Origin of the sequence: Polyangium mundeleinium (assembly GCF_028369105.1) — a bacterium.
GTDB classification, from domain to species: domain Bacteria; phylum Myxococcota_A; class Polyangia; order Polyangiales; family Polyangiaceae; genus Polyangium; species Polyangium mundeleinium.
The window spans coordinates 1,323,136-1,350,067 of sequence record NZ_JAQNDO010000001.1; the positions used below are offsets into that span (position 1 = coordinate 1,323,136).

The 26,932-nt window shown below is 67.4% G+C and carries 25 protein-coding genes; 5 read left to right on the forward strand and 20 right to left on the reverse strand.

Annotated features, from left to right (window positions below; translation table 11 throughout):
• Positions 1-73 precede the first annotated feature (73 nt).
• The 10 genes from POL67_RS05510 to POL67_RS05555 all read right to left on the reverse strand — a co-directional run bounded on the left by POL67_RS05510 (position 74) and on the right by POL67_RS05555 (position 10,625).
• On the reverse strand, positions 74-793 hold the full coding sequence (locus POL67_RS05510; RefSeq protein ID WP_271915999.1) for an SDR family NAD(P)-dependent oxidoreductase: 720 nt from the start codon (positions 791-793) through the stop codon (positions 74-76).
• Positions 794-882: 89 nt separating this feature from the next.
• Entirely contained in the window at positions 883-1,773 is an 891-nt protein-coding gene (locus POL67_RS05515; RefSeq protein ID WP_271916000.1) for an alpha/beta fold hydrolase, read from the reverse strand.
• A 236-nt stretch (positions 1,774-2,009) separates the two neighbouring features.
• On the reverse strand, positions 2,010-3,158 hold the full coding sequence (locus POL67_RS05520; protein ID WP_271916001.1) for an SPL family radical SAM protein: 1,149 nt from the start codon (positions 3,156-3,158) through the stop codon (positions 2,010-2,012).
• A 202-nt stretch (positions 3,159-3,360) separates the two neighbouring features.
• Entirely contained in the window at positions 3,361-4,230 is an 870-nt protein-coding gene (locus POL67_RS05525) for a hypothetical protein (protein ID WP_271916002.1), read from the reverse strand.
• The gene (locus POL67_RS05530; protein ID WP_271916003.1) at positions 4,230-5,051 is read right to left on the reverse strand and encodes a phytanoyl-CoA dioxygenase family protein; all 822 of its coding nucleotides are present in this window, start codon (positions 5,049-5,051) and stop codon (positions 4,230-4,232) included. Before POL67_RS05530 ends, POL67_RS05525 begins: the two co-directional genes overlap by 1 nt.
• Positions 5,048-6,277 (reverse strand): aromatic ring-hydroxylating oxygenase subunit alpha, encoded by a 1,230-nt coding sequence (locus tag POL67_RS05535; protein ID WP_271916004.1) that lies wholly within the window; start codon positions 6,275-6,277, stop codon positions 5,048-5,050. The genes POL67_RS05530 and POL67_RS05535 overlap by 4 nt, the downstream gene beginning before the upstream one ends.
• Positions 6,274-7,626: a radical SAM protein gene (locus POL67_RS05540; protein ID WP_271916005.1), complete on the reverse strand. Its 1,353-nt coding sequence runs from the start codon at positions 7,624-7,626 to the stop codon at positions 6,274-6,276. Before POL67_RS05540 ends, POL67_RS05535 begins: the two co-directional genes overlap by 4 nt.
• Complete coding sequence (locus POL67_RS05545) at positions 7,613-8,527, reverse strand: hypothetical protein (protein WP_271916006.1); 915 nt, start codon at positions 8,525-8,527, stop codon at positions 7,613-7,615. Before POL67_RS05545 ends, POL67_RS05540 begins: the two co-directional genes overlap by 14 nt.
• Before the next feature lie 56 nt (positions 8,528-8,583).
• Complete coding sequence (locus POL67_RS05550; RefSeq protein ID WP_271916007.1) at positions 8,584-9,927, reverse strand: glycoside hydrolase family 5 protein; 1,344 nt, start codon at positions 9,925-9,927, stop codon at positions 8,584-8,586.
• A gap of 140 nt (positions 9,928-10,067) precedes the next feature.
• Positions 10,068-10,625 carry a hypothetical protein gene (locus POL67_RS05555; protein WP_271916008.1) on the reverse strand — a complete coding sequence of 186 codons (558 nt, stop codon included), beginning with the start codon at positions 10,623-10,625 and terminating at the stop codon, positions 10,068-10,070.
• A gap of 338 nt (positions 10,626-10,963) precedes the next feature.
• On the opposite strand from POL67_RS05555, the gene POL67_RS05560 reads away from it, so the two are divergent.
• Entirely contained in the window at positions 10,964-11,395 is a 432-nt protein-coding gene (locus POL67_RS05560; RefSeq protein ID WP_271916009.1) for a hypothetical protein, read from the forward strand.
• A 357-nt stretch (positions 11,396-11,752) separates the two neighbouring features.
• Here POL67_RS05560 and POL67_RS05565 read toward each other — a convergent pair whose 3' ends face one another.
• The 3 genes from POL67_RS05565 to POL67_RS05575 form a co-directional block, all read right to left on the reverse strand.
• Entirely contained in the window at positions 11,753-12,313 is a 561-nt protein-coding gene (locus POL67_RS05565; RefSeq protein ID WP_271916010.1) for an HNH endonuclease, read from the reverse strand.
• 50 nt (positions 12,314-12,363) lie between these two features.
• The gene (locus POL67_RS05570) at positions 12,364-12,975 is read right to left on the reverse strand and encodes a hypothetical protein (RefSeq protein WP_271916011.1); all 612 of its coding nucleotides are present in this window, start codon (positions 12,973-12,975) and stop codon (positions 12,364-12,366) included.
• A gap of 591 nt (positions 12,976-13,566) precedes the next feature.
• On the reverse strand, positions 13,567-15,804 hold the full coding sequence (locus POL67_RS05575) for a hypothetical protein (protein ID WP_271916012.1): 2,238 nt from the start codon (positions 15,802-15,804) through the stop codon (positions 13,567-13,569).
• 145 nt (positions 15,805-15,949) lie between these two features.
• On the opposite strand from POL67_RS05575, the gene POL67_RS05580 reads away from it, so the two are divergent.
• The 4 genes from POL67_RS05580 to hxsC are packed head-to-tail and all read left to right on the forward strand — an operon-like array spanning position 15,950 to position 19,429.
• Positions 15,950-16,465 (forward strand): PEGA domain-containing protein, encoded by a 516-nt coding sequence (locus tag POL67_RS05580; RefSeq protein ID WP_271916013.1) that lies wholly within the window; start codon positions 15,950-15,952, stop codon positions 16,463-16,465.
• A 40-nt stretch (positions 16,466-16,505) separates the two neighbouring features.
• A complete protein-coding gene (gene hxsD / locus POL67_RS05585) occupies positions 16,506-16,820 on the forward strand; it encodes a His-Xaa-Ser system protein HxsD (protein ID WP_271916014.1) in 315 nt (104 codons plus the stop codon).
• A 1-nt stretch (position 16,821) separates the two neighbouring features.
• Positions 16,822-18,273 (forward strand): His-Xaa-Ser system radical SAM maturase HxsB, encoded by a 1,452-nt coding sequence (gene hxsB, locus POL67_RS05590; protein WP_271916015.1) that lies wholly within the window; start codon positions 16,822-16,824, stop codon positions 18,271-18,273.
• 4 nt (positions 18,274-18,277) lie between these two features.
• A complete protein-coding gene (gene hxsC / locus POL67_RS05595; protein WP_271916016.1) occupies positions 18,278-19,429 on the forward strand; it encodes a His-Xaa-Ser system radical SAM maturase HxsC in 1,152 nt (383 codons plus the stop codon).
• A gap of 308 nt (positions 19,430-19,737) precedes the next feature.
• Here hxsC and POL67_RS05600 read toward each other — a convergent pair whose 3' ends face one another.
• The 7 genes from POL67_RS05600 to POL67_RS05630 form a co-directional block, all read right to left on the reverse strand.
• A complete protein-coding gene (locus tag POL67_RS05600) occupies positions 19,738-20,265 on the reverse strand; it encodes an IS66 family transposase zinc-finger binding domain-containing protein (protein ID WP_271916017.1) in 528 nt (175 codons plus the stop codon).
• A gap of 130 nt (positions 20,266-20,395) precedes the next feature.
• Positions 20,396-21,310, reverse strand: coding sequence for a glycoside hydrolase family protein (locus POL67_RS05605; protein WP_271916019.1), 915 nt, complete (start codon positions 21,308-21,310; stop codon positions 20,396-20,398).
• Positions 21,311-21,376: 66 nt separating this feature from the next.
• A complete protein-coding gene (locus POL67_RS05610) occupies positions 21,377-22,432 on the reverse strand; it encodes a hypothetical protein (RefSeq protein ID WP_271916020.1) in 1,056 nt (351 codons plus the stop codon).
• Positions 22,429-23,550, reverse strand: coding sequence for a FecR domain-containing protein (locus POL67_RS05615; RefSeq protein ID WP_271916021.1), 1,122 nt, complete (start codon positions 23,548-23,550; stop codon positions 22,429-22,431). Before POL67_RS05615 ends, POL67_RS05610 begins: the two co-directional genes overlap by 4 nt.
• Complete coding sequence (locus POL67_RS05620; protein ID WP_271916022.1) at positions 23,547-24,128, reverse strand: RNA polymerase sigma factor; 582 nt, start codon at positions 24,126-24,128, stop codon at positions 23,547-23,549. Before POL67_RS05620 ends, POL67_RS05615 begins: the two co-directional genes overlap by 4 nt.
• A 97-nt stretch (positions 24,129-24,225) precedes the next feature.
• Positions 24,226-25,575, reverse strand: coding sequence for a DUF2403 domain-containing lipoprotein (locus tag POL67_RS05625; protein ID WP_308789509.1), 1,350 nt, complete (start codon positions 25,573-25,575; stop codon positions 24,226-24,228).
• Positions 25,576-25,589: 14 nt separating this feature from the next.
• Positions 25,590-26,927, reverse strand: a complete 1,338-nt coding sequence (locus tag POL67_RS05630; RefSeq protein WP_271916023.1) for a hypothetical protein — start codon at positions 26,925-26,927, stop codon at positions 25,590-25,592.
• Positions 26,928-26,932 lie beyond the last annotated feature (5 nt).

A 26,932-nucleotide genomic window follows, 5' to 3' on the forward strand; every position in this document is an offset into this window, starting at 1 on the left:
CGCGGCATGCGGGGGCGGCACGCCGCGCCGTTCCATGGTGGTCAGGCCTTGCCGCTGGCGTGGTTCTCCCTGATCACCAGTGGCCGGCGTGCTGGCCGCCGTCGACGTGAAGCGTCTCGCCCGTGACGAAGCCTGCATCCTCGAGATAGAGGACTGCCTGGACGATCTCGTCAATCGTGCCCATGCGGCCGAGCGGGTGCAGGCCGTCGAGGGACGCATGCGTCTCGGGGGCGTGCATCGGGGTTTTGATGATGCCCGGCGAGACTGCGTTCGCGCGAATGCCGTTTGCGGCATATTCTATCGCGAGGCTGCGGGTCGCTGCGTCGATCCCGCCCTTCGTCAGCGATGCGAGAACCGAGGGCACACCCTTGATCGGCTGGTCGACGAGCGTGGTCGTGATGCTGACGATATGCCCGCCCGCGCCCTGCTTCAGAAACTGGGTGACCGCCGCCTGGGTCACGTAGAAGAAGCCCGCGACGTTGACGTTGAGCTTCTTCGTGAAGTCCTCGGCCGTGTATTCGGTGAACGGCTTGGCGATGAAGATGCCGGCATTGTTGACGATCGTGTCGACCCGGCCGAACGTGGTGACGGCGGCATCCACGATCTTCTTCGCCGTCTCGGGATGGCCGACGTCGCCGTCGACGATCAGGACGTCGGGATCGCCCCCGAAGGCGCCGGGCTTGATCGAGCGCGAGTTGGCGACGATGCTCCAGCCCTTCGTGCGATAGCCCTCGACGAGGCCGGCGCCGATGCCTTGCGAGGCGCCCGTGATGATGACGACTTTCTTGTTCATTGTCTCACTCCTTGAAAACGAGACGCGTGGAGCGGTGCGCCGCCCGGCGCGTTCCGGACGGCACAGGGGTCGACCGATGGGTCGGCTGGTCAGGCCGGCAGGTGGCGGGCGAGGAAGTCGCGTATCAGCGGCACGATTTCGTCGGCCTTGTCTTCGAACGCGAAGTGGCCGCTATCGAGAAGATGGAGCTCGGCGTCGGGCAGGTCGCGCAGGAAGGCCCTGGCGCCGTCGGCGGGAAAGATGCTGTCGTTTGCGCCCCAGGCGATCAGCGTCGGCGGCCTGTGCGTCCGGAAGAACTCCTGGAATCTGGGATAAAGCGCGACATTGTTGCGGTAGTCGTAAAATAGGTCGAGCTGAATCTCGACGTTGCCGGGGCGGTCCAGGAAGAGCTGGTCGTAGAGCCACGCCGCGGGATCGAGCCGCGAGATGTCCTTCACGCCATCGACGTATTGGAACTTCGTGATCTCGAGCGTCATGAAGGGCCTGAGTGCGTCGCGATGGGCTTTCGAATTGTCGGCCCATAGCGCTTTGATAGGATCCCAGAAGGCCAGCAGGCCGTCCTCATAGGCATTTCCGTTCTGGGTGATGAGCGCAGCCACGCGCTCGGGATGCTCGAGCGCCAGGCGAAAGCCCGTTGGCGCGCCGTAGTCCATCACGTAGAGCGCGTAGCGATCGGCGCCGAGCTGCTGGAGCAGGCCGTCGACGATAGCGGCGAACTTGGCGAAGCTGTATTCGAACGCCTCACGCGGAGGCATCGCGGACAAGCCGAAACCCGGCAAGTCGGGGGCGATCACGCGGTAGCGGTCGGCGAGCGCGGGAATGAGGTTGCGGTACATGTGCGACGAGCTCGGAAAGCCGTGGAGCAGCACGACCACCGGGGCGTCGGCCGGGCCGGCCTCGCGGTAGAAGATCTCCAGTCCCTCGACGGTCGCGGTCCGGTGATGGGTGACGGGAATCGTGGTCGAAGTGGTGGCAAACATGAGGATTCTCCCTCGCTTGGAGCCGGGTGGCCGTCGACGCTTCGCGGCGGCGACGTCCCCGATCTAGATCCTCTCGTTTGCCGTAAGAATAGTCACTGTAACGAATTCACTCTTTCACTTTGCGCAACATGGTGCCTGCGGGGAGTGTCCACATGCTGCGGCGACCACGCGGGACGAATGTCCAGCCGTGGAATCAGGAGCCTTGGCGAGCCCGGACGTCGATCCAGGCTCGTCGTTCACTGCATCAACGTGTGCAGGTCATCAAGCGGGTCGATGCGAACGCCGCGCGCCTCGAGCGCGGCCCGCAACGCCCCCGCGGTCCGCTGGTAAAACTCCTCGGTCGCCGCATCGAGCCGGCCGGCCGCTTCGTACAGGTGGCGCACGCGATGGCCATCGTACATTCGATCGATTCGCACGGCACGCACCAGCGGCGCGAGCCGCGCGGCCAGCCGCTCGGGGTCCATCGGCAGCACCGGCTGCACCACGGCGACCGTCACGCACCCAGCGCGCTGGCACGCATCGAGCGCCGCAAACCGTTCCTCGATCGGGTCCCCGCCGGGCTCGAACTGCCGCCGCACCTCGTCGTCGTCCGTTGGGATCGAGAGGCCCACCAGCACGCGGCGGAAGCGCCCCAGCAGCTCGGCGTCTTCTCCGATCCGCGCGGCACGCGTGAGCACCCCGGGCGTGAAGCCCGTGCCCACCAGCGCCTCGAGACAACGCCGCGTGATGCGGTACTTCTTTTCGAGTGGCTGGTAGGGATCCGTCACGATCGGGCTCATGCGAACCAGCCCAGGCGGCAGGGTCGCGACCTCGCGCGCGAGCACCTCGGGCAGGTTGACCTTCACGTCGACGTAGCGCCCCCACGGCAGCTGCGCGCGGCCCTCGAGCTCGCGCGACAGGTCAGCGCGGTCGGCGACGTAGCAAAACTCGCAGCCGATCATGCAGCCGACGTACGGGTTGAGGTAATAATGCCCCGGGCCCTGCTGCACGAGCGCTCGTTCGACGCGGACCTCGCGCACCTCGCTCCCGCGCGTCGGCGCCGGGCGAGGGACCATGGGCAGCGCGCCTTCTCGCCGGCGCACCATGTCGACGAGCTGCCCGACCGCGCGGTGGGCCGACGCGCTCAGAGGCTTCTCGGGATCGAACTGGTGCCGCGCGCACACGTTGAACCGGGACGTCCGCGTGTAGCAGTCGCGCGTGTCGTCGCGGCTCTCGAACTCCACCAGCACCCACTCGTCGCCGCGGGCGAGCACGACGCAGACGCCCTGCTCGACGTCCCAGCCGGCCAGGCGCCAGCCACCGGGCGCCGGGCGGGCGTTCAACAACGGCGCGAGCAGCTCGCCCACGATCTGGTCGAGCTTGCGAAGAGGCGGATCATCGCTCACCCACGGGATGCTACCGGTGCCGACCGCGCCCGCGCAATTCCGACGCGGTGGCTACGCAGGTGTGCGGCTCCTCGCGCTCGCTCCTCGGCTCGACACGAGGACCTGGAAAGGATGCTTGTCGGCGAGCAAGCGGAGCCGCGAGAGCAATGTGCGCACGATGAGGTCGAACGTGTAGCTCGACGTTCCTCCGTGATCGAAGGCATCACGGTTCCAGCTCGTCGAGCACGTAATAAACATTGAGCTTGTGCGCGCCCCGCAGCCCGAGCGAGGCGCGGCGCGCGCGAAGCCGGAACGAGACCCCGAGTGCATCGAACGCCGTGCGCGCCGCGGCGTGGGGATCGAGCGCCGGCGAGCTCGCGAGGGCGTCCCACGTCGAACCCACGAGAGCGAAATCGATCTCGGTGGGCGCCTCGAAGGTAGGGTCGTCCGGGTGCCGCAGGCGATGGATCCAGAGCGCGTTCCGGACGGGACCGGAGAATCCCTCGACAGGGGGCGGAGCGCCGAGGTGTGCGAAGTAAAGCTTTGCGCCCGCGAGCCCCTCGGGGCCGATGTCCAGCCCGAGGAGGTGGAGTGGGAGACTGTCCGATTGCGTGGCGCGTTGCGTCCCGAGGATCGCGCGCGAGAGTGCCAGCGCCGCTGGCCCAGCGCCGTCGCGAAATTGAAGATAGAACTTGGTGCGCGGGGGGCCTCCCCCCGTACCACGCGCGTATCCCATGAGGATCTGCTCGACCGTGGGGCTTCGCGCCGCGCGGAGCACGCCCTTGGCCGCACGCGAGGCGCCTTCCCCGAGGCCATCGGCCCAGGCGAGCACGGCGCGCGTCACGTCTTCGCGCGCGTGGACGAACCCGGGAAAAGCATACGAGAACCGCGCCGTATCCACGCCTCGTTCGTCCTCGGCGAGGGACCATTCGAGGATGTCGGAGAAATGCCGGCGGTCCTCGGCGAAGCGGGCGAGCACCGCGTCGACGAAACGTCGCTCGGCCTCCGTGGAGCCGGCGCGCGGGAAGAGGGCGTCTCGCAGCGCGCACGCGCGATCGAGGCGAACCGGACGAGGAGCGCCGGGGGCAGTCATCAGATCGACAGGAAGCCCTCGGGGGGCGGCTGTATCCACGTATTCGGCGAGAGCCTCGACGTTCCGCTCATCACGTGCACGATAAGGGATCGCCGCGGCCGCGGCGATCGATTCGGCCCCGAGGCGTGGAGCGTGCGACCATGGATGAATGCCACGGTTCCACGTCGCATGGGGAGGAGCACCGGCGCGTAATCACGCTCCGGCCGCGGCCGTCCTTCCACGGGGTAAAACCCATCGGGCCCCATGGCGAGCGCCACGTGCAGCGGATCGTGGTGCGTCCCCGGCACCACGGAGAGCGCCCCGTTTTCCTCGTCCATGTCGTCGAGGGCCAAAAACGCGAGCACCAGCGATTCCGGCTCCGTCGTGAGATACGCGGAGTCCTGGTGCAGGCCGAACTGGACGACGTCCGATCGGGGCTGCTTGTAGACGACGGCCGATTGCACGATCCAGGCGGGCGGTGGCAGGAGGGCCGAGAGGACGCCGCCGAGCATCTGCCCTCGCGCCACCGAGGCGAAGAGCTCGTCGACGCGATGCAGCCCGTGCCCGACCCGCATCGCTCGCGCCTCCCAGTCCTCCGCGCGGGCCGGCATTTCCCCGTGCGACATCTCCCAACATACGGACGCATCGTCGCGCGACCCGCGCAGGATGTCCCAGAATGCGAGGCTTCTTCGCGTGCCGTCCTGGTGCTCGGCCGCGCAGCGGGTGATGAGCTGTGACAACCGCGCGTTCAGCGCGTCCACCATCGTCGCAGAGACCGAATCCGGCCGGACGAAATACCCGTCGCGAGCGAAGGCCTCTTGTTCGGCCGGCGTGATGCTCACGTTGCCTTGCCTCGCGAGAGCCAATCTTCGAGCACGTGGTGCATGTGGGCGATGCCGAGCTCGCCCTCGGTCAAGCGGAGGGTACGAAAGCCGCGCGAGCGCATCCCGACCTGCAAGCGTGCGAGGATGTCGACATCGGCGCCCATCACAGGCCCGAGATCGTGCTCCCCGTGGCGAACGCGGCGGCGGGTCGGGTTTGGCGCGGCGCCGCGTCCATGGCGCTCGAACGTGAGCTCGTCGAACCAGCAACGCGACGGGTCGATCGGGTGGGGGCGGTGCCGGTAGAGCTCGAGCGAAAAGGGGAGGAAATTCATCTGCACGTTGGGAAAAATGTGGATCTGCTCCTTGCGCGCAAGCTCGTCGTCGGATCTCGCGGAGAGGTCGAATCCTTCGCGCCGCGCGCGCTCGCGAAAGGCACGCGCGATGGCGGGGGGCACGTCCGAGGCGAGCCCGTCGCTCGGAAAACCCTTCACGCCGAGCCGCGCGAGCAGCCCCCGCAATGCCTCGGAGGCGCGCTCGTCGGGGGCGACCTCGCGCCCGGGCCGGCCGATCGGGAGCGAAATGGTCGAGTGATCGCCGCGCAGGACGAACCGGGCTCCGCGGGCGTCGACGACGTCGCGGAGCTCGGGGTGGAGCATGGGCAGGTGGTAGGCCTCGTTGTTGACGTCGACCGACGCCTTCCAGTTCGCTTCAATCTCGACCACGGTCTCGCTGACGAGGCGATATTCCTCCGGTCGATGACGGGCGAGCTCGGTCGCAATGGGCGCGAGGTGGGCGTCGAGATCGGGCGGCGTCTCGGCCATCGAGATCCAGACGAAGCCGAAGCGCTCGGCGCAATGCACGGGGCGGAGGGAGACCGGGCGCCCCTCGTCCGTGAGCGCCGCCGAGCCAGCGCCGGGCGCGCGCAAGAGACGCCCGTCGGTCGCATACTCCCAGTGGTGGTAAGGGCAACGGAAAGACGCCGCGCGACCATGCGATTGTGCGCAGAGCGAAGCGCCGCGGTGCTGGCAGACGTTGTAGAACCCGCGCAACGCGCCGTCATCACCCCGCGCGATCAAGATCGATTCTCCCGCGATGTCGAGCGTGGTGAACGCGCCCGCGCCCTCGAGCTCGGAGGCGTGCACGGCGAGGAGCCAGGCGACGCCGAACACCGATTCGAGCTCCCGCGCGAGCCAGTTTGGCGAGGTATAACGCTCGGCGGGGATGGCTCGGACGAGATCGTTCATCCAGGCAGGCCCCTGCCGCCTTGATCCTGTGCGGCGATGGTACGGGCGAGGGATTCGGTGAGCCGCTGCGCCGCGCGCTCGAGCGCCGGTGGCACGCGTGCGTAAATCATGTCGTAGCTCGCCGTGCGCGTGAACGCGGGGCGGCGCGGATCCCGGGGGCAGAGGCGTACCTCGATCCGCTCGCCCTCCCGCTCGAACTGGAGCGCGAGCATGGCGACGCCCCGGCCGAGTGCCGCGCCGTGCAGCCGGAATCCCTCGAGATTCATGCCAGGGGCGAGCCCGAACTGCGAGAGCCACGTCGCGACAGCAGCCGCGTGTGTACGTTTCTCCCCGGCGTCCTTCACGAGGGAGCGCGTTTCGACGCGCGCTTCGTTCGGGCGGCTCGTGCCGGCCTCCTGCCTGCGCGGCGAAAGCAGGGTTTCCTCCCACCCGTGTTGCTCGACATAGCTGTGACTGAGGCCCGAGCACGCGCTCCCAGCGTCGGCGCAGATCCCTTCGTAAATGCACGAATACGCCGGCTCGCGTGTCCAGTAAGCGTCGTCGATCAAGGCCTTCGGCTGGGCGTCGTCGAGGTAACGCGCGAAGGGCCCGAGCAGGCAGCGCGGAAACCATTTCACCACCGGCGGGATGCCGTTCTGGAGCGCGAGGCGTAGGGCGCCGATGAGGTGCGGCCGCACGTCGCCCACGCGCGCAGCCATCTGGCGTTGTGCCTCCTCGTCTCCGCGCGGCCAGTAATTCCAGAACTCGACCGATTGCGGGCGGAAAGGCAGGAGCCGCTCGACGATGGCCTCGAGATGGTCGTGGTTCGGCGCGACGATGGCCGTATTGGTCGACAACGCTCCCCCCTCTGCCACGATGCTTTCGAGGCCCGCGAGGATCGATTCGAAGCTGCCTTCGCGTTGCACCAGCTTGTCGTACAGCGCCGCCTCTGGCGCGTGAAAGGACACAAAAAACTCGTCGATGCCGGCGTCCATCAGCGTGCGGAGGGCCCGACGGTCGCCGAGGCGCGTTGCATTCGTCTGAATGCGCACGTGCCGGATCCCGGGGAGCGATCGGGCAAATGCGGCATAGGCGGGCAGGTCCTTGGCGAGGGTGACCTCGCCGCCGCTGAAGATGATCCGCGAGATGCCGTTGAGCATCGAGCGATCCTCGACGGCGCGCTGGAACGCCTCGAGCGAGGTCCCGGGCAGCACGTTCAGCGCGTCCTCGACCATGCAGAACGTGCAGGCGATGTTGCACCGGAACGCAAACGTGACCATCAGACTCTCGCCCGGCCACGGAGGAGCAGGCGGGAGGAAGCGGACGTCGCCGCCCTCCGGCAAGGGGGATTGCGGCTCAGAAGCTGCCATAAATTCCGCTCTTGAGGGTCGTTGCGCGCCCATCGATCGCCCGGAAGTCGATTCCCACGTCCCAGAGCAGGTGGCCGAGCGCATCCTCACGCGTGCGCACGAAATCCTGGAGCGCCTCGGGCCATTGATGGTCACGGAGGAAACGCGCGAGCGCGGGGGTGGGGATCCGTGAGAAATACATCGCGTCGGCGTGCCGTTTGTTTGCGACGCAGATCTTCCGGCAGTTGAACAGGTGCGGCGGCATCAGCCGGTGGAGCGCGTCCCGGCTCGGATCGAAATGAATGCAAGAGCGAAGGCGGTGCAGGACCTCCTCGATCTCGGTGTGCGCGTCGTGGAAGGTGTAGACGTTCTCGAAGACGAGCTCGTCCCCTTCGCACTTGTAAGAGCGCATGTCGATGTAGATGTCGATGGCCGAAGGCGCCCCCTGGAGCAGCCCAGCCGGGCCGAGCTCGACGCTGAACATGTGCCAGGGCAGCGGCCGGGGCTCCCGCCCCGTCACCCGAACGTGGGGGGCAAGGAGGGAAGCAACACGGGCAATCGAGAGGTCGGCGTGCGCGCGCTGGAAATCGTAGAAATAAAGCTCCCAACCAAGCTCGCCGTGCGCGTGATGACGTTTGATACCCCATACCGTGCGGAATGGTCCGAGCCCTGCGCGAACGGCCGACAGGAGCGCGAGCCCCTCGCGCTCGACGCCTGCGATCGCGAACGACTCCACGAGCACGTTGAGCGAGCGGAGCTTGCCGAGGGCAGGTGCGATCGGCTCGTACTCGGCGAGGATGTAGTCGTGGAAGCGATCGTCGGGCCCGCAGGTCTCCAGCGGCGCGAGGGCCCGGCGCGGTGCGGGGCCAGCGGTGTTCGCCAGCGGGAGCTGGGCGCGCCGACGGGACCGTTCGGGGGGCACGGTGCGAAAGCTCCCCGGATTTGGCGGGGATGTCAAGCGTCAACTGCCGGCGGCAGCTACGGCTTCTGCGTCACCGCCTGGAGCGCTTGCAGCGACGATAGCAGAGGCTCCGACGCCGGAGCCTCCCATTTCGTGTCCAGGATACCGTATGTCTCCTCCGCGCCGAAGACCCGGCCGGTGCCGCGCGCCTGCGTCCCGTTCACCGCCCAATACGCCCAATCGATGTCCGCCTCACTCAAATACGTTCGGAACGCCGAGAACCAGAACCCTTGCCCCGTCGCGTCGCTCACGCACGTGGCCCCGCTGTGGCAGGTGCCGAACTCGCCGACGAGCACGGGCGCGGTGAAGGGCTGCCCCTGCGTGAGGATATAGCCCCACTTGTTGCCGAGCTCCGTCTTGAGCTGCTGATAATCGCTGAGCCCCGTGTGAAACCAGGCATAGTCGTGCGCCGAGTAGACGACCCGTCCCGGGACGTCGAGCGTGACGGGCAATGTATAAGGCCCCCCGAGGTCGGACCCATAGTTGAGCCCCTCCACGACGATGAGCAGGTTCGGGTTCTCCTTGAGCACGGTGTTTCCCCCGCGGGTGGCCGCCCCGTGCCAGTCGGTGGCGGGATCGCCCCCGCCCCACACGGGCGTCACGCAGCCGCAGCTCCCGCAGGGGCACTGCGTGCAGGCCTGGCAGCCGGCTTCGAGCACCGGCCTCGGCTCATTACGAAGATCCGCCGCCACGACCGCCGGCTGCGCCGCGTAGCGCTTCGCGAGGGCCTCCCAGTGCTTCAGCCACGTGGCCTCCGGGTATTTCGATGTGTACCAGAGACCATTCTGATCGGTATCGCTGCAGCACCAGTCGGCCTCGCTCACGTGGTTGTCGAGAATGACCACGAGCCCTTCGTGCGCGAGCGCGTCGATCACGGCGTCGAACACCTCGAGCGCGGTCTTGCCCTTGAGCTTCGGGTTGGCGCTGACGACCTTGTCGGCGACGACCGGGTTCAGATCGACCATTTCGTTCGACCACGGGAGCCGAACGGCGTTGAAGCCGAGAGCGCGGATGCGCGCGGCGATGGCGCCGAGTTCCGCGATCTCGAGGCCGGCGGGGACGTAGTCCATCTCCTCGGCGCCGTACCAGTTCACCGCGGCGAACTTGAATCGCTCCCCGGAGGCGTCGAGGATCCAGCGTCCCTCGGTGTGAAGCGGCAGCGGCGGCAGCGCGTGGCCCGGCGATCCTCCGCCGCCGCCGCTGCCGCCGCCCCCGTGACCACCGCCGCCGGCCCCGCCGGCCCCGCCTGCGTTGTCCGAGCCACCGCCCGACGGATCTTGACCTGCATGACCGGCCGCGCACCCCGCGGCTGTGGCGAGCAGGAGACCTCCGAGAACAGCACACAACCATTCGGATGACATTCGATGCTCCCTTGAAAGATGCGGCTTCGCGTATTCCCAGCCGGCTCGGCAGCGGCCGCGTCGACCCCTTCGGAGGACACGGCCGCCATCCTCGCTACCCGCCTGCTGCGGGCGGCGCGCCCTTCCGGGGCGCGGCCGCCTCACTTGGCCGCGAGGGTCTCGCAGGGCTTGAGGTTCTTCTCCGCGACCTCGACCGAGGGAACCCCGTCCAGGCCGGTCGTTTTGCAGACGTACTTCTTGCCGCCGATCTCCTTCAGCATGAAGCCGATATACCCCGTCTTGCCCGCGTTCTCGAACTGGACGATGGCCATATTCGGGCCCTCCTTCGCCCACTTCTTGAAGGGAAAGAGCGCGGTGTCGCCCTCGAAGCCCTTCTTCAGGGCCGCGAAATCGTCCTTGGCCTCGCTGACGTTGAGCGAGGCCCCGTCGCCGATGTCCACGGTGGCGCTCTTGTGCTGATCGTCGAGGCTCATGTCCATGGCGCCCATGCCGCCCGGCCGAACCTTGATCTTGAGGGGCAGCGAGGCGAGCTCCACGTCCACGAGTTCGCCCTTGGCATCGCCACCCTTCGGCGCCTCGGCCGCGCCCTTTGCCGCCGGCACGCCCGAGCCGGCCGGCTTGGCGGCGGCGTCCTCGCCCTTGTTCGAATTGCAGCCGGCCACCGCCAGCAGCGCCATGACAACCACGAGCTTGCGCATCCCTGTTCTCCTCACGGTGTCGCCGGGACCATCGGGCCGCCGGCGCTCGCCCTAGAGACGGGGAGGGAGGGGCGCTTTTGCGTTTTTTTTGTTCGGTGCGACGAACCACAAGCGCGAGCGCCCCAGCAGCGTTCCGCGACGACGGGTCCCGCCGGCGCCTCCCGTGAGGCTGGAGCCACCGCCCCTTCCCGCTCCTCCGCCGCCACGGGCCCCGGAGCCGCCCCCATCGCGGCTCGCTCACGTCCACGAGTTCGCCCCCGGGCTGCAAGCCCCGCGTATGCAATCGTGCTTGCAGGGCCTGCGATTCGCGCGTAGGAGCTTGCCCCAGGAGAATCTTCATGCGTTTCCTGTTTTCTGCGGCCCTGATGGCTGGTCTGTTCGCCACGTCGTGCGGTGGAAGCAGCCCCCCTCCTGCATCGACGGTCGAGGTTCCCCCGTCAGAAGCGGGAGCGACGGGCGCCCCGGCGACTTCGGTTTCCGCCGAGGCTTCGGCGCCTGCCGAGGCCAAGCCGTCCTACAAATCGGACCTCGAAGCCTGGTGCAATGCGCCCTCGCGCGCGCCGGGGGCCGCAACGGCTTCGGCGGCGGACAGACCGCGGATCCTGGCCGAGTGGATCTCCGCGCAGCTTCAGACCGATCAGGCGAAGGATCTTGCGAAGCAAATGGGCGTGCTCGACCCTGGCAGTCGACCCGGCGTATTTCGCAAAGAAGTCGAAGCTCAGGGCATCAAGACCTGCCCGTTCGCCGACGAAATGTCCAAGCCCCGATGAGGCGCACGGGACTCGTATTCTCGCCTGCGTGACGAACGACGGCCCCCAGGGCGCTCGCCCTCGCAGCTCGAGCCGATTGCCGAAGGCGATGCCGCGGAACCTCACGAGGCGGCTCACGCGGGAACCCGCAGCTCGACGTGGGTGATCCCGGGTCTCCCGTTCTGGTCTGGACCAGCGTCACGACGCCCTGTTCTTCGAGACGGACGAGTGCCGGGACGATCATGCGCTCGTATGGGAGGATCACCTCGACGGACTATCTTGGATGGCCACGCCACAGGGTTCGGCATGACCAGACTGGTCCGTCCAAATTTCTTGTGGAATCCCCTCTGAGTTACCTCAGAAGGAACTGAAGTGAAGTCAGCACATGAGCAAATACGATGCGTACTTGGCCCATGCGTTCATCGTCTCCAGGGGGTAGTTCATTAGCTTCCACCACGTCCCGTTCGCCTGCAGGCTCCGGTTGATGCTCGCGTCCAGCGGGTTGTAGTTCCACGGCATGTCCGGCCCGCCACGCGAACGCGGGACGATGTGGTCGATGTCCTTGCCCTCCAGGTTGACGCCCTGCGCTCGGAGCGTTTCGCGGTATTGCCGCGTGCTCACGGACCGCCCGCAGACGCCGCGAAGGAAGAGGTCGGAGGCCGCGGCGGCGACGAGCGTGATCGTCACCTCGCGGTACTTGTCCGCTGCCATCTTGTAGGAACCGGCCGCGTTGCCAAACTCCACGCTCGCCGTCCCGTACAACGCCGCAGCCTGTTCGTAGGTCCGCGCCGCAGCCTCCAGATCACGGGCAGCTCGGTTGCCACGCTCAAGGACATCCATGGCCATCGCGCGCATGAAGGCCATGTCCTGCTCCGTCAGGCGGTACGTCTCATCCGCTTGCTCGAGGGTCTGCTCGCTGTCCGCGAGCGACTGCTCCACCGCGGCCACTCCTTCGAGACGGCCTCCGCCACAACCGCAGGCGAAAACGCCTAGCGCGAGGAAAAGTTCAGCGCGACGCATTCTGTCGGCATTATTCCGCAATCGGGCATGGTGGTGAGGCCCTCGAGCATGAGCGCCTCACTCCGGAACGCGGGCTCCATCCTTCCACAAGGCTGCGGCTTCGGCTGCGTCGTGCATGAGCCCGTGCTCCCCGAACTGCCGGTAGCAGCACCCGCCCCGCAGCCGATCAGAACTGCAGGCGCCGCGGAGCCGCCGGTCACGCCGGCGACTACCCAGCCGAGGAGGCAGCCCAGCCCGGCACCTTCCGCGGTGTTTCTCGTCCGCTGCGCGTCGCACGCGAACCAGTGCGCCGTGTTCATGTTGCACGAGGCGAGCTTGGCCATGATGGTCGCTTGGATACGCGAGGTCCGAGCTCGGCACTCCTGCCAAGCGATGCATCGTCGCTGCGCATCGAGCAGGTGCTGCAACTGAAGTGTATCGGCGCGTAGGTCTGCTGCGCGTCGCTCGTCTTCAGCCACCCGGAGATCGAGCTCCGACTGCCGTTGCTCGACCTGTCCGAGGCGTCGGTCCATCTGCGCGCTGCATCCGACCAGCACCGAGATGATGAACATGCCCCCGGCGATGAGCGAGTGTCGCTTCACGGGAGAACCCTCGCACATCCTGGCGGTAGCGGGGCACCCGCCGGAATTGTGCACGCGCAGCGGAGATTCGTTGTCCTCAGGTAGCCGCCTCGGCCTCGAACCCAGTGAAAGCGGCGGCCGGAGACACACGCACCACCCCCCGCGTACTTCACCTCGAATGCCTCGAAGTCTCGCGGCGCAGCAACGTCGCTGAACGCGACGACCGACTGGGGCGTCGGTGCTGTCCACGCCGCAGCCATGAACCCACCTCCCTGGACAACACCGAGGCAGAGACGCATGACGCACGCATCGGCCCCCGCGTGGTCGGCGCAGGTCGTCTCCAGGACGTCGATGCGCCCGTCGCCGTCGATATCGCCGACCGGAGCAAGCTGCGCCCGCGAGACCAGGGGCGCAGAACCGCATGGTTTCGTGAGCTCGGCGTGCCACGGAGCGGTGATTGGCATGGGTGGGCTCGACGGCGGCAATATGATGAAGGTCGGCGTGGTCGGGTTTGGCGACGCAGCACGACGTGTCGAGCCGCCGCACGCAACGAGGCACGCGCCCAGGACGCCCATCAAGATTGGAGCCCAGTTCACGACATGCCCCGATGCATTACAGATTCACACTCCCAATCCGCAACTCCATCAACAGATTGTCGTTCCAGCGCGCCATCACCGGCGTGCTCCCCTCATTCCACTTCGAGACTTCATGCGCCTTGGCGGACGCCGGCCGCGCGGGTAGCTTCACTTCGGACCGCCCCGTCGCCTGCGCGACGAGCCGCCGCAGCCCCTCTTCCTGCCCGTAGAGAGACCGCTGGCCCCGCGCTGCTCCGACGGCATAAATGCCCGTGCACACGCCGCCGACCATCGCCGCGTACACGGACACGCCCTTCAATTCGGTCCACCCCGTGCTCGCAGAGCCCGGCTCGCGTTCAAGAATCTCGTTCACCACGCTCACGGGCGCGCCGAGCAGCGCCACCTTGCCGAGTTCGCTGCTCGCCCACACCGCCGCCGCTTTCGCCTTCTCCTGGACCTCGCCGTCCCCCTCGCCGAGCCGTCGCGCGGAGGCAGCCAGCTTCGACTGGGACCTGAGCCAGCGGACCCGCGAGAGGAGATCGCCTGCGGGAATGCTCCGGGCGTCGAGCTCCTCGCAGAGCTTCCGCCGCGTCTTGTCGAGCGTAGCCTCGCGCTCGGGCGTGCTGTGTGCCGCCTTTGCAACTCTCGCCGCTCCGAAGCGGCAGGCATCCTCTGTACAAGCAGCGCCCTGCACGTCGAACACGCGCGCCTTGAGATCACCGATCTCCGGGACGTCCGAGAGCTCCGACGACCAGCGCTCGAGTAGCCCGGCGGCGTCCGCGGACCGGTTCGCCTGGAGGGCCGCCTCGATCGCTTCGATGCGTGCCCGCTGCGTGCGCGCCTTGGCATCGCCCGCATGACTGCCGTTTCGCGCAGCGATTTCGTCGAGCTTTTCGAGGCGCGCATCTCCTGAAAGCCGCTCGGCCTCGGCGAGCTCGAGCTCGTCGACGACATCCGAGACCTGCTTGGACGACTCGGTCGCCGTGAGCGCCTCCGCGGTGATCCGGGCTCGATCGAGGTCCCCCGTGGCGACCGCCTGCTGCACCTCCTTTGGGCTCGGCTTGCCGAAGTAACCCACCACGGGGCAGAGCAGGAAGGCGGCCGCGCTGATCCCTATCGCGGCGCGATCCACGACGCTCGCCGGCCAGAAACGGAAGCCGGGTCGAAGCGCGCGCAGCAGGCCTCCGACCGCGACGATGGCCGCGGCGATGCCGATCAACGACGCGAAGGCGATGACTCGGTTGACGGACTGGAAATAGGTCGTCGGCCCGCTCATCGCCGTGATGAACCACGTGCCGCCGATCAACAGCAGGAACGACGTGATGCCCCAGAGGATCAGCCGTCGGCGGATCGGCCGCACGGCCTTCGGCGTCGTGGCCCCGACCAGGTTCGCGCCCGACAGGACGACCGTCCCCTTCGTGCCGCACATCTCGTACCGCACGTCGCGGCGAAGGACACCGAAGCGGAGAAACTGCTGCGCCTGGATCCGCTCGAGCCGGGGATCGATCGCGGGGGTTTGTCTTCGCAGAACCGCGTCATCGTCCGGCGTGAGCTCTCCTCCGGCGATGCTGCCCGCGCCCTCCACGGAGACGAACTGCGTGAAGGCTCCGAGGTCCGAAGGCCGCAGGAATCGCTCCTCGCGGAGCTGCCCGTGCGCCATCACGATCGGGCTGTCCGTCGAGTTCTGCACGACGACGCGTATGCTCTCCTGGTATGTCCACCACACGAGCTGCTGGCCGCTCCCCGCGCAGCCCGCGCACGTGACGGTGCCCTTCGACAGACACCCGCCGCAGCCCACGGTGCCGCCTCCGCGACAGATCGAGCAGTTGATGTACTTGCTCGACTTCTTGTAGTGCTTGAGCACACGCCCACTGCCGCCGCAGCCCCCGCAGCGCTGCTTGCCGCTGCCGCCGCATGCGGGGCACGCCGCGATGCCGCCGCCGCCGCACGGCGTGCAGCGGTCGACGTGCTCGGTACGCGTGCGCAGCTCCTCCATCGTCCCGCGGAACGGATCGAGCGTCGCCTCGTGGACCGGGCTCGTGCTGCGGCTCCTGCGCTCGTGCGTGGGGATGCGCTGCTGCACGAGGTCGCGACGGATCACCGTCGTCGCCACGCGCGTGATGAGCTCGTCACGCTCCTTCACCGACGTGATCAACGCATCGGGGTGTCGAGGAGCCCCGAACACTGTGCGGGCCCACGACGCGAACGCGGTACGCACGTTCACGTTCGCGCTTGCGTCGTCCGTCTCCTCGCCCCGATACGGAGTTGCGACCATCTTGGCGAGCGTACCTTCGTCCCGACGGGCCGTGTAGAGCTTCCAGACATCCCCGCGGAGCGGAAAAAGTGCGCCAAAGAGCCCTCCTCGGGTCGGACAAACAGGTCGCCTTGACGCACACGGAGGATCCGGACGAGAATGCGACGTGGGCAACCCGCGTCCTCCTCTCGTCGCGCTGGGAACAGCCATCATGGCCGTCGTGCAGGGAGCGTTGCCTTCCGACGCGCTCGTCCCGAGCGCGCTCGCCCAGTCCCCACGGAAGCCCGACGACGACGGCGAGGACGACTCACTGCTGCTCACGGCCCCGAGCATCGAGCAGCCGATGTACCTCGCGCACCGGTCGCACAGCTCACATCGCTCGCACGCGTCGCACCGCAGCCACTACTCCGGGGGCTATGGCTCGGGCTCCCGAGGTTCCGACAGCGAAGAAGCGCCGGCCCCGCCGCCTCCTCCCCCCAAGCCGGCCACCGTGTCGCTCGTGGCCTATCCCGGGGGCCGGATCTTCGTGGACGGGAAGCTCGTGGGAACCGACTCCACGGCGACGCTGACGCTCACGCCCGGACGACACGAGGTCCGCGTGGAGAACAAGTTCGTCGGCGACACGAACACGAGCATCGACGTGTCCGAGGGGCAGACCGGCATGATCGTGGTCCAGTGGTAGGCGGATGAGGGCCGAAGATCCCGGTGCGGACGCTCCCTTCGTGTTTCGGGACGGATGCATCGGCGTCACCGTCGATGTCCGCGCCTACCGCCTCTCGGCCGTACAGAAGACCGCCTACAGGCTGGCCGCGAAGTGCACCGCCATCATCGGTGAGGTCCGGGAGCACTCGCTCGTCGTGACGCTCACCTTCGCGCCCACGACCGGCGAGCGCGAGGCCCTCGAGACGGCGAGGCTCTTCTTCCAGGAGCTCCTCGACCAGGAGCTCCGTGAGAAAGTTGGAGAACAAACAGCCTCGCTCCGCGCGCTGATCCTCGCTCACGCCTTCTCGCGCACGAGCCTCCCTCCCCGCGGGTGACATGGTGCGGGCGGTCTTCCATCCGAGGAGTGCCTACGCGCCGTCGGCGGGATATCGCCTGCTGCCCCTGCGCTTCGGTCGCCTCGACGAGCATGCGTACATCGTAACGAACGACGTCGGCGAGTACGTCCGCCTCGCGCGTGACGAGCTCGTCGCGTTCCTCGAGCGGAGGCTCGATCCGAACACGAGCGTTTACAAGGCGCTGAAGTCGCGCCATTTCCTGTACGAAAACGATTCGTCCGTCGCCTTCGACTTGCTGGCGTTGAAATACAGGAGCCGAGCAGAACGCGTTGCTGCGTTTACGGGGCTCCACATCTTCGTCGTCACGTTGCGGTGTGATCATTCCTGCCAGTATTGCCAGGTCTCTAGACAATCGGAGGACAGTACCGCATTCGACATGACGGTCGAGCACGCCGACAAGGCGCTCGATCTCGTCTTCCGAAGCCCAAACGAGCACATCAAGATCGAGTTTCAGGGAGGCGAGCCGCTCCTCAACTTCCCGCTCGTCCGCCACATCGTGGAGCGCGCGCGAAAGCAAAACGAGGACCACCGGCGCGACCTCCAGTTCGTCATCACGTCCAATCTTTCACGTCTGTCCGATGACGTATTGTCATTTTGCAAGGAGCACGGCGTGTACCTGTCGACCTCGCTGGACGGTCCCGCCGATCTCCACGACGGCCAGCGGCCGACGCGCGGCGGTGGCAGCCATCGGAAAACGGTCGAAGGGATTCACAGGGTCCGCGAGGCGCTCGGGCCGGACCGGATATCGGCGCTCATGACGACGACGCCGAGGAGTTTGTCGCGCGTCGAGAAGATCATCGACGAGTACGTTCACCTCGGGTTCCACGGCATCTTCTTGCGGAGCCTCAGCCCGTACGGATTCGCGGCGCGGAGCCTGGTCAAACGGTACGGCGTCGAAGACTGGCTCGACTTCTACAAGCGCGGGCTCTCGCACATCCTCCGGATCAATGCCGGGGGCTACTTTTTGCGCGAGGAGTTCACGACCATCCTGCTCCAGAAGATGTTCTCGCCTCTCAGCTCGGGATACGTCGATCTCCAATCCCCCGCAGGAATCGGGATCGGGGCGCTCGTCTACAATTACGACGGTGCCGTGTACGCCTCGGACGAGGGCCGCATGCTGGCCGAGATGGGGGACCAGACCTTCCGATTGGGGCACCTGGATGAGCACAGCTACGAGGATCTCTTGACGTCCGAAGCGCTCCTCGTGCCGCTCGGCGAGACCATCCTCGAGGGCATGCCCATGTGCGCCGACTGTCCCTTCCTGCCTTACTGCGGCGCCGATCCCGTGTTTCACAGGGCCACGCAGGGCGACGCCGTCGGGCACAAGGCGTTCAGCGCATTCTGCACGAAGCAGATGGGCGTCCTGCGGCACGTGATCGGGCTCCTTGAGACCGACGCCGAGGCGCGAGACATCCTTCTCCGGTGGGTATGAGTCCATGCTGGTGAAGCTCTCCGCGCGTGGTCTACGAGCATTGTCGGAAACCTCGCGCAGGCCGTTCGTCGCGCGAATCTCGGAGAATCCCGCGCTCCCGGAGGCGTATCGATCGAGCGATCTGTTGCTTCTGTCCGAGGAGGCGTCCGAGCTCCCGCCGGGGTTCCGAGGATACCTCTTGCGCCAGCCACGACCCTCAGACCGAAAGGACACGTATCACCTCGGCGTCGACCACGATTACCTGCGGGAGGGGGATGTCGTGCGGATCGACCCCGTGCGGGGTACGGTCTCGGCCCTCTACCGAGCGAACTCCCGGTCGAACACGTTCCTCGTGACCGAGCGCTGCGACAACTTCTGCGTGATGTGTTCCCAGCCGCCCAAGGACCACGACGATGGGTGGCTCGTGGACGATATCGAGCGGGCCATCCCCTTGATTTCGCCCGAAGCCTCGGAGATCGGTGTCACGGGCGGCGAGCCTGCTCTCCTCGGCGAGCGTCTCGTACGGCTCCTCGTGCTGCTCCGGGAGCACCTCCCCCGCACGAGTGTGCATGTCCTCTCGAATGGTCGAAGGTTCGCCGACGCCAGTTTTGCGCGCGCTGTCGGTGATGTGAGGCACCCTGACCTGATGATCGGCATTCCGCTCTACTCGGATTTGGCCGAGGAACACGACTACGTCGTCCAGGCCGAAGGAGCCTTCGACCAAACGGTGCGAGGAATCTTGAACCTGAAGCGGCGGCGCGTCCGCGTCGAGCTTCGGTTCGTAATCCACCGGGAGACGGTCGAGAGGATGGCGGAGTTCGCGCGCTTCGTCGCGAGGAACTTAACCTTTTTGGATCACGTCGCGCTCATGGGCCTCGAGCACGTGGGGTTCGCGAAGACCAATCTCGAGGCGCTGTGGATCGATCCGCTCGATTACCAAGGGCCACTACGGGAAGCCGTCTTGACTTTGGAACGTGCGGGGATGGCGACCTCGATCTATAACCATCAGCTCTGCGTGCTCGATCCGACGCTGCACCGGTTCGCCCGGAAGAGCATCTCGGATTGGAAGAATGTGTACGTCGAGATATGCCAGACGTGTCGCCGGAAGGAGGAGTGCGGTGGATTCTTCACATCCTCTGCGGTGAAGCGTAGTAGGGGGATCTCTCCGTATGGCTGATACCCTCCGGGGGCGGGCAGCGGATCCCGAGACACTGACCCCGAGTACCCTCTTCGGCCGTGGTACGCGCTCAACGAAGACGCCGAACTTGCGTACGCCGAGGTCGATCCTCTGCCCGAGGTCTTCCCCCTCATCGAACAATACCGGCGGTGCATTTGCCTTCGTCGCAGCTTCGAGCCCTCCGCGAAAGAACTCGCGCATCCCCTCTGGCCCAGCGCCCAGCAGGTGCTTGTCCACCGTCTCGTGCCAGACGGACCCCAAAACCGTAGCAATTGGCTGGAATGACCTCTGGACACGGTCAATGTACTTCAACCGTATCTCCACGCCCAGCCTCGTCTTGCTTGACGGCCGTCGCAACGGCACCGATATTTCTGCCGCTTGTGCTTCTTGAACTCGAAGCGTCGCGGGACGACGTCGACCTCCTCCGATTCCTCGAATTGCCCTTCCCACGCCTCAAGCGCGCCGCCGCACGAGCTGCAGACCTTATCGGCCTCGTCGAGCCCGTGCACGAGCTCCACAATCAGCAACGACGGCTGCGCCTTCGGTCCGTGGCCCTTCTGTGGCGGCTTCGGCGATGCGTCGTGCTCGACTCTGCCGCGACGCTCCGACTTCTCGCCGACGAGCAGCCGATTCTTCTGAGCAATCCAACAGGCGAAAACCCGGCAGCCGGCAATTTCGGCGGCGCCGCGCCCTTGGCCCAGCCGTACAACGTCCGCCAGTGCAAGCCGATCTCGGGGCCGGAGGACGGCAAAGCGGAAATCCACGCCCGCGCCGACCACCTCCCCCGAGCGCCTCGCACACTTGCGCGACGTGCAGCGGAAGGCCGTGAAGGCCATGGAGGAGATGCCTGCCGAGCTTTTCCCAGGTACGCATGCGCGTTGGCATCGAGGGCAAGTCGCACAAGGAGGTCGCCGAGGAGCTCGGGATCTCGAAAGACTTGGCGAAGAAGCGAAACGGCTCATCCGATCACGGCTTGCAGCTCGCAGGGTAGTTCACGTACGTCTCGCCGAGCGGGGTGAGCTCGCCGTCGGCGCCCAGCAGATCGATGCTTGGCGTGAAGTCGCTCCGCCCGGTGAACCAGGCATAACGTACGACCCTGGGATTGGCCTCGAGGATCGCGAGCGCGGCCTTCATGTAGGCTTGCTGCGCGGGCTCGGAGGTGTCGCTCCCATCGAGGCACGAGAACTCCGTCAGCCAGAGCTTTTGCGTGTACTTGCTCTCGAATTGCTGGAGGTACCAGGTGAGCGCACTACCGTCGCACGCGTACCAGTGCATAGCGATGTAGTCAATTTTGCAGGCCGGGCAGGCGGCGAAGAACTGGTCGAGCCACTCGAATGGGTCCGCCACGTTGCAGGTGCCCCCGCAGAAGTTGACAGCGGGCGACACGATCGCGAGGTCGTGCTGCTTCGCGAAGTCCTCGATCTGAGGCCAGAGCGCGGCCGCCTGCGTCGGTGTGAGGTTCGCCTGCGAGCCGAAATTGGGCTCGTTGAAGCCGAGGAGATAACGCGCGTCGGGCGGGACCTCCGCGGAAAGCCCCGAGAGGGATGCCTCACCCCACGCCATGGGCACGTACTCCACGCCAAGCCCGGCGTAGGCGGCAGCGACGTCGGTGTTGTCCGGTTTCGCCGCCCAGTTGTACCACCAGCCGATCCCCTTCGAGAGCGCGGTGAGGTCGGCCACGGAGTGGTAGCCGTACGCGATTCCGCGCTTGCACGCGGCCGGGGCAGCGCCGCCCGTGCTCGACGACGACGATGCGCCGCCAGACGCGGTTTCGCCGCTCGAACTCGAGGCATCCGCGCCGGAGCCCCCCGTGCCCGTGTGCAGCACCTCGACGCTGCTCGAGCCGCAGGCGGTGAGGGCCGCCGCGAGGCCGATGGACACGCGAGCGAGGAGACGCGGAGGGTGGTGCATCGAGGGGTAAGTGGATCGAGCGCCGGAAACGGCTCGTCAGCGAAGGGTGAAGGAGAGCCCCGCTTCGATTTTGCCCCCGACGCCCTGGATCGCGGTCACCGCGGCGCCGTCGTCGGTGGCCGCGACCGTGTGCAGCGCGACGACCGCGCCGACGCCGAGGGTCCAGGCGATCGGGCCGGTCCGCGCCCAGCCGCGGACCGTCGTGCCGGCGAGACCGGTCCAGCGTGATCCGTCGCTCGCCGTCGCGGAGCCCGAGGCCGATCCGACGAGGTGGACGCGCACCGCGTCCGCGTTCGCCTCGAGCCGCACGCCGAACGGCGCGTCGGGAGGCAGGAACGCGAAGGCCAACCCGAGGCCCGGGCCAAGGGTGTCCGCGCGCGCCGAGCCGTGCAGGGATGCGCGCGGGAGGCCGAAATCGGCGGCGAAACGAAGCTCCACGAGGAAGCGCGACAGACACCAGGCGCCGACCCACGCCGCGCCTCCGAACCCCACGCGGTGGCCGAAGAAGTCGACCGCGGTCCCGACGACGCCGATCTCGACGAGCGGCGGCCGCGCGCGCGTGGGGAGAGCCGGGGCCGCGATCGCGCGCAGGACGGGCGGCGGCGGCGTGACGACCGGCGCCGGCGCGTCGGCGATCGTCAGCTCCATCCAGCTCGCGCGGAGCAGCTCGTCGGTCGACGCCGCGACGGCGAGAGGCCGGCCGTTCGCGGGGATTCGTCCCAGATCGATGGTGCGCTCGACGCGCTTGTCCATGATCAGATCGCCGACCCGGATGGTCGCGAGGAAAGCACCACTCGCCTGGTGCTCGACGTGAAGGGTGATCCGAGCGATGGGGCGCGCACCGGAGGCCGGGGGACCCGGGGCCGCGCTCGGGACGACGACGACGTCGATATCGCGCGCGCCGAGCTCGGCGCGGAGATGCCGCTCCAGGGCCGTGCCGATGATGCGATCCGGAGGCTCGACCTCCAGCACCAGCTCGACCACCGCGCGACCACTCCCGGCCTGCGGGGGCGCGGCCTCGGCGCGGGCCGAGAGCGCGCCGAACGCGAGCAGCAAAGCGCCGGCGATGCGGGAACGAAGTCCTGTCCTCATGGGCCTCCGCAGAGCCTTGCCACGCGCCCGGCATGCAGGCTCCGCGGGTAGCGCGCACGGAACGCGTCGCGCGCGCGCGTGCAAGCCTCCCGGTCGCCGAGGTTCGCCAAAGCCTCGATGCGGGCCGCCTCCGCGTCCTCGCGAAACGGATCGCTCGGACGCTCGAGGACGGCTTCGAACGCCGCGGCCGCGCCCTGCGGATCGCGCAGCGATCCGAGGCGGATTCGCCCGAGCTCGTACGCGGCGAGCCCGGCGCGCGGATCGTCGGGGAAGCGCCGGTAGAACCGCTCGAAGTCGGCGGCCGCGTCCGCGTGGCGTCCGGCGAGCCGCGCCGCGGTCGCGCGATCGAAAAGCGCCTCGGGCGAGAGCGCGCGCGCCGATCGAGCGGACACCGAAGGCGCCGCCGTGCTGGCCGGCGCGCTCGGCGCCGAGGCCGACGCGCTCGGCGCCGCCGGCTCGCCACTGCCCCGCGGGGCGAGCGGCGGCCCCATCGTGAGCGGCTCGGGGCCGCCGCTCTTCCAATCCTGCCCCGGCTTGAGCGTCGCGAGGACCGATTGCGCCGCGTCGCGCACCTCGACCGCGCCGCGCTCGACGCGCACTTCGACCACCTCTCGATCCGCTTCCGGGCGCACGTCGACCGCGAAGCGCGTGCCTCGATCCTCCACCTCGACGTCTCCCGCGGCGACGACGAAGCGGCGCTCCTCGCGGTGCACGATGTCGCAGATCACGCTGCCGCGCTCGAGGCGCAGGCGGACCTCGTGGGCGGTCGCGGAGAGCACGTGCAGGCGCGTCGCCGCGGCCAGGCTCAAGATGCTCCCGTCGGGCAGCGACACCTCCTGAACCGCCGCCCCCGTGTCGATCACGAGCCCCGTCATCACGGGGCTCGACGGCGGCCTTCGCCACACACCAAGGAAGAGCGCCACGGCCACGAGCGCAGCGGCCAGGATCGGGGCTGCCCGCCAGCGCATCGCGCGGCGCACCGCGGAACGCGGGCTCTCCGATCCCCGGAGCCGCGCTCGCTCGGCGTCCGCGATGGCCGACCACATCCGCGCGATGCGCGCCTCACTCAGCGCCGGGCTCACGAAGTCCGCGATGCGGCGACGCGACACCGATCTCATCGCCCCTCCTCCCCGCGCGAACGCGAAACGTCGAGCAGGCCCTCCGCGCGGACCAGCGCGCGCTTGACGGTGGCGAGCGACCACCCGGTCTGCACGACAATCTCCTCCAGCGAGAGCTCCTCGACCCGACGCAGGATCAGCACGACGCGTTCCCTCACGGGCAGCTTGGCGATGAGGCCGTAGACCGCCACGAGCTCGGCGGCAACGTCCGGGGGCGCCGTCGACGCGATGAGCGTCTCCAGGTGCACCGGCTCGCCGCGCAGGAGCCCCAGGCGCGCCAGCAGCCGCCGGCGTCGGATGGTCGCGATTGTGACACGGGTCACGATCGACGAGAGCCACGCCGCGAACGCCTGGGGCCGCTCGAGCTTGTGGAGCGCGCCGAAAGCCTGGGCGAAGCTCTCCTGCACGATGTCCTCGAGCTCCTCGTCGCGCCCGAGCAGTCGGAACGAGAGCCCGCTCACCATCCCCACATACCGGCGAAACAGCGCCTCTTTCGCCGGCTCGTCCCCTTCGAGCGCAGCCGTGACGAGCGCCGCGTCGCTCCGCCGCGGGTCCAGTCTCGTGACGGGCTCGGCCATGGTGGGTCCACGAGCTAAGTAGCTCGACCGCACAAAACGGCTCACCCGGCGCGCGATTTTTCCGCGTTCACTGGCCGTGTGTGGCGGATTCCATCGTCTACTGGGGTAGGCGGAGGCTCGCGAATTCGTCGATCACGGTTCGCGGAACCGCGTTGGGGAGCGCGGGGACGATCGCCTGCGCGGCTTGCGGGATCTTGCCCGGATGAATCACGGCCACTTGCACCGTGCGCGAGAGTTCGTCGAGCAGGAACAGGTAGTAGCGATCATCCAGGGCGCGCCGCCACGCCGGGCCTTCCTTCGTCGCAGGGTGATCCGCGTCGATGACCGCGCCTGCATTCATCGCGGTCAGGCTGTTCACGTCCAGGAGATCGGCGTCGGCAGGAAATTGCTCGATCCCGCACGACTGAATGCCGCACGTCACACCACCGAGCGATCCCACCTGGTACGAGCGAATGCCCGTGCTGATGACGTCGCGGTTGCCCCACTGAGGCCCGGACGCCTCGGCGATGACCTCGAACACGTTTATCTGGCCGCAACCGTCGCCGAGCTGGCCGTTGTTCGTGTTGTTGAAACAATGGCACGGGTGGTATCCGGACCAGCCGTCGCGATTCAGCTCGGAGGGGGAGATGCCGATCCAGGGCGAATCTTGCTCTCGCTCGTCTTGGTCCGCCGCGATGCAGCTCAAAGGCTTCAGCGAAGGATCATCGGCGTAGGGCATCGACGCCAGCAGGACGACGAGCTTCGAGCCGGGCCATCCATCGTAGTCGAGACCCGACCCCGGACAGTACGGATCGCTGCCGGGCCCGCACGGGAACTTGCGCTGCTGCATCGCGAAGAACGTGCAGCTGTTGCCCAGGTCTCCGTCGAAGATCGATGCGTCGTTCGGCCCGGAGAAGTGGAAATTGTACGGCGTGTCCGGCGTCCGCCGGTCCCAGAACGAACGGATCGCCCACGGGCCTCCTCGATCGGCGAGCGGCTGATAGACGGCAAACTGTTTCACGCGGAGCGGCCCGTCGAGCACCATCGTCAGCTGCTCGTTGAACGGGGTCAGCAGGTTGGACGTGACCTCGTGTTTGGTCCGGCAGCAGAACTCGCTGCCCCAGCCGAAGTCGATGGTCTCCGACTGCACGTCGCAGCGGGGGTCCCCGGGCTCGGCTTCGATGCGACGCCCCCAATAGCCCTCCGCTCCGATGTTGAGGAACGTCAACGTCCCGCCGCGGGTGACGACGCCCGTGTTCGTCGGGACCGCCGGCTCGTGCGGCGGCGCGTGCGTGTTGCCGAGATCGAGCCAGTTCCCCGTGTCCGGATCGCCGAGCGGCGGGCCGCCTCCGGCCTGGCCGGAGCCACCGCCGCCGCCGCCATTGCTCGAGCCACACGCCCCGACCGTGATCACGCCCGAGAGGACGAGGAGAGCCAGCCCGAAGAGTCGACGCAAAGAAAACCTCATGGAGGAATCCAGGCTCAAAGATCCTCGAGAATCGCGAAAACGTGATCCCCGCGGTCCTGGAAGACGGGGCCGTTGATGATCCACCGGCCGTTCTTGTCGTTGAGCGAATGGCACTCGGGGCCCGATCCGGTGGGAATCCACTCGCCATTTTCCTGCTGCTCGTACGAGAGCGTGCCGAGGAGCTCGGTCGTCTTGTCCTTGCCGAGATACCGGTAGAGCGTGATCTTGTAGAGCTGATCCTTCGTCGGGATGTCGCCCATCTGCGTCCGCGCCGCGCGCAGTTCAGGCCACGTGAAGCCCTCGGCGTGGGCGAAGTTGTAGCCAGCCTTGTCGCACCCGCCCGAATAAGGCTTGTGGTAGTTGCCGGGCGAGTTGAGGCCGGGAGCGCCGTCGTCCTCCCAAATGGCGACCTCCTCCATGGGCCGGCCCTTTTGACCCCAGTACTTGTGTCCAGGAGCCCCGGGCGCGGCGTAGCCGGGCAGGAAGGTCTCGGACGCGTAATACGACTCGTTGCCGGGGAACTGGGTCCGTGTCGTCGGGATGGGCGCGTTGGCTTTGTTGATGGTCACGCAGCCGTGGTAATCGTCCCAGCCTTCGTCGTGGCTGGCGAGCTTGGCCTTCTCCGGCTTGGGCACGTAGACGTGGCCCGTGGGATCGACGTAGAGTCCGAAGTTGAGCTGCCAGTTCGCGCCGTGTCGAGGCCACTCGAACCCCTGCGAGTCGGGCGCCGCCGGGTTGAGGAAAAACATCTCGTAGCCGTCGCCGTCGGGGTGCACGACCCACGTCGGCCGGAAGCCCGTAAAGTTGATCGGATCGCCGGGGAGCGGATCCTTGTTGTAGATGGAGTATCCGTACTCGTAGCCGCCGTTCACGTGATAAATGAAGGGACGCATCCCTCCATTCTTCTGGACGAGCTCGCCGGGGTCGTCGTTCGATCCAATCGACCAGCCCTTGTTCTTCTCGCCGGGCGTCCAGGCGACGTCGTCCATGACTCCCTTGATGTACGGGAGCTCGAAGTTGCTATCCACGATGTAGTGGGTCTCGGTCTCCACCATCGGGAACGCCTTCTCGCATTGGACCGCCTGAAGGGTGTAGGTCCACGGCATCGAGGCGACGATCTCGTAGGGAGTCCCCTGGAAGGTCGTGTCCCCGATGTGCTTGACCCGGTACGTCTTGGAGAATGGAGTGGAGTTGTCGACACCTTCCGCGAGGCAGGCGTCCTCGGGGCGGTTGTCAGGACCGTTGTCGACCCAGGGCCCTCCGGTGTCGCCGTCCGAGTTCGCGCCATCGCCCCCGCAGCCGGCGAGGACGCTGGAGAGAAGGCCAATTCCTATCATGATTGCGCTTTTCATCGAGA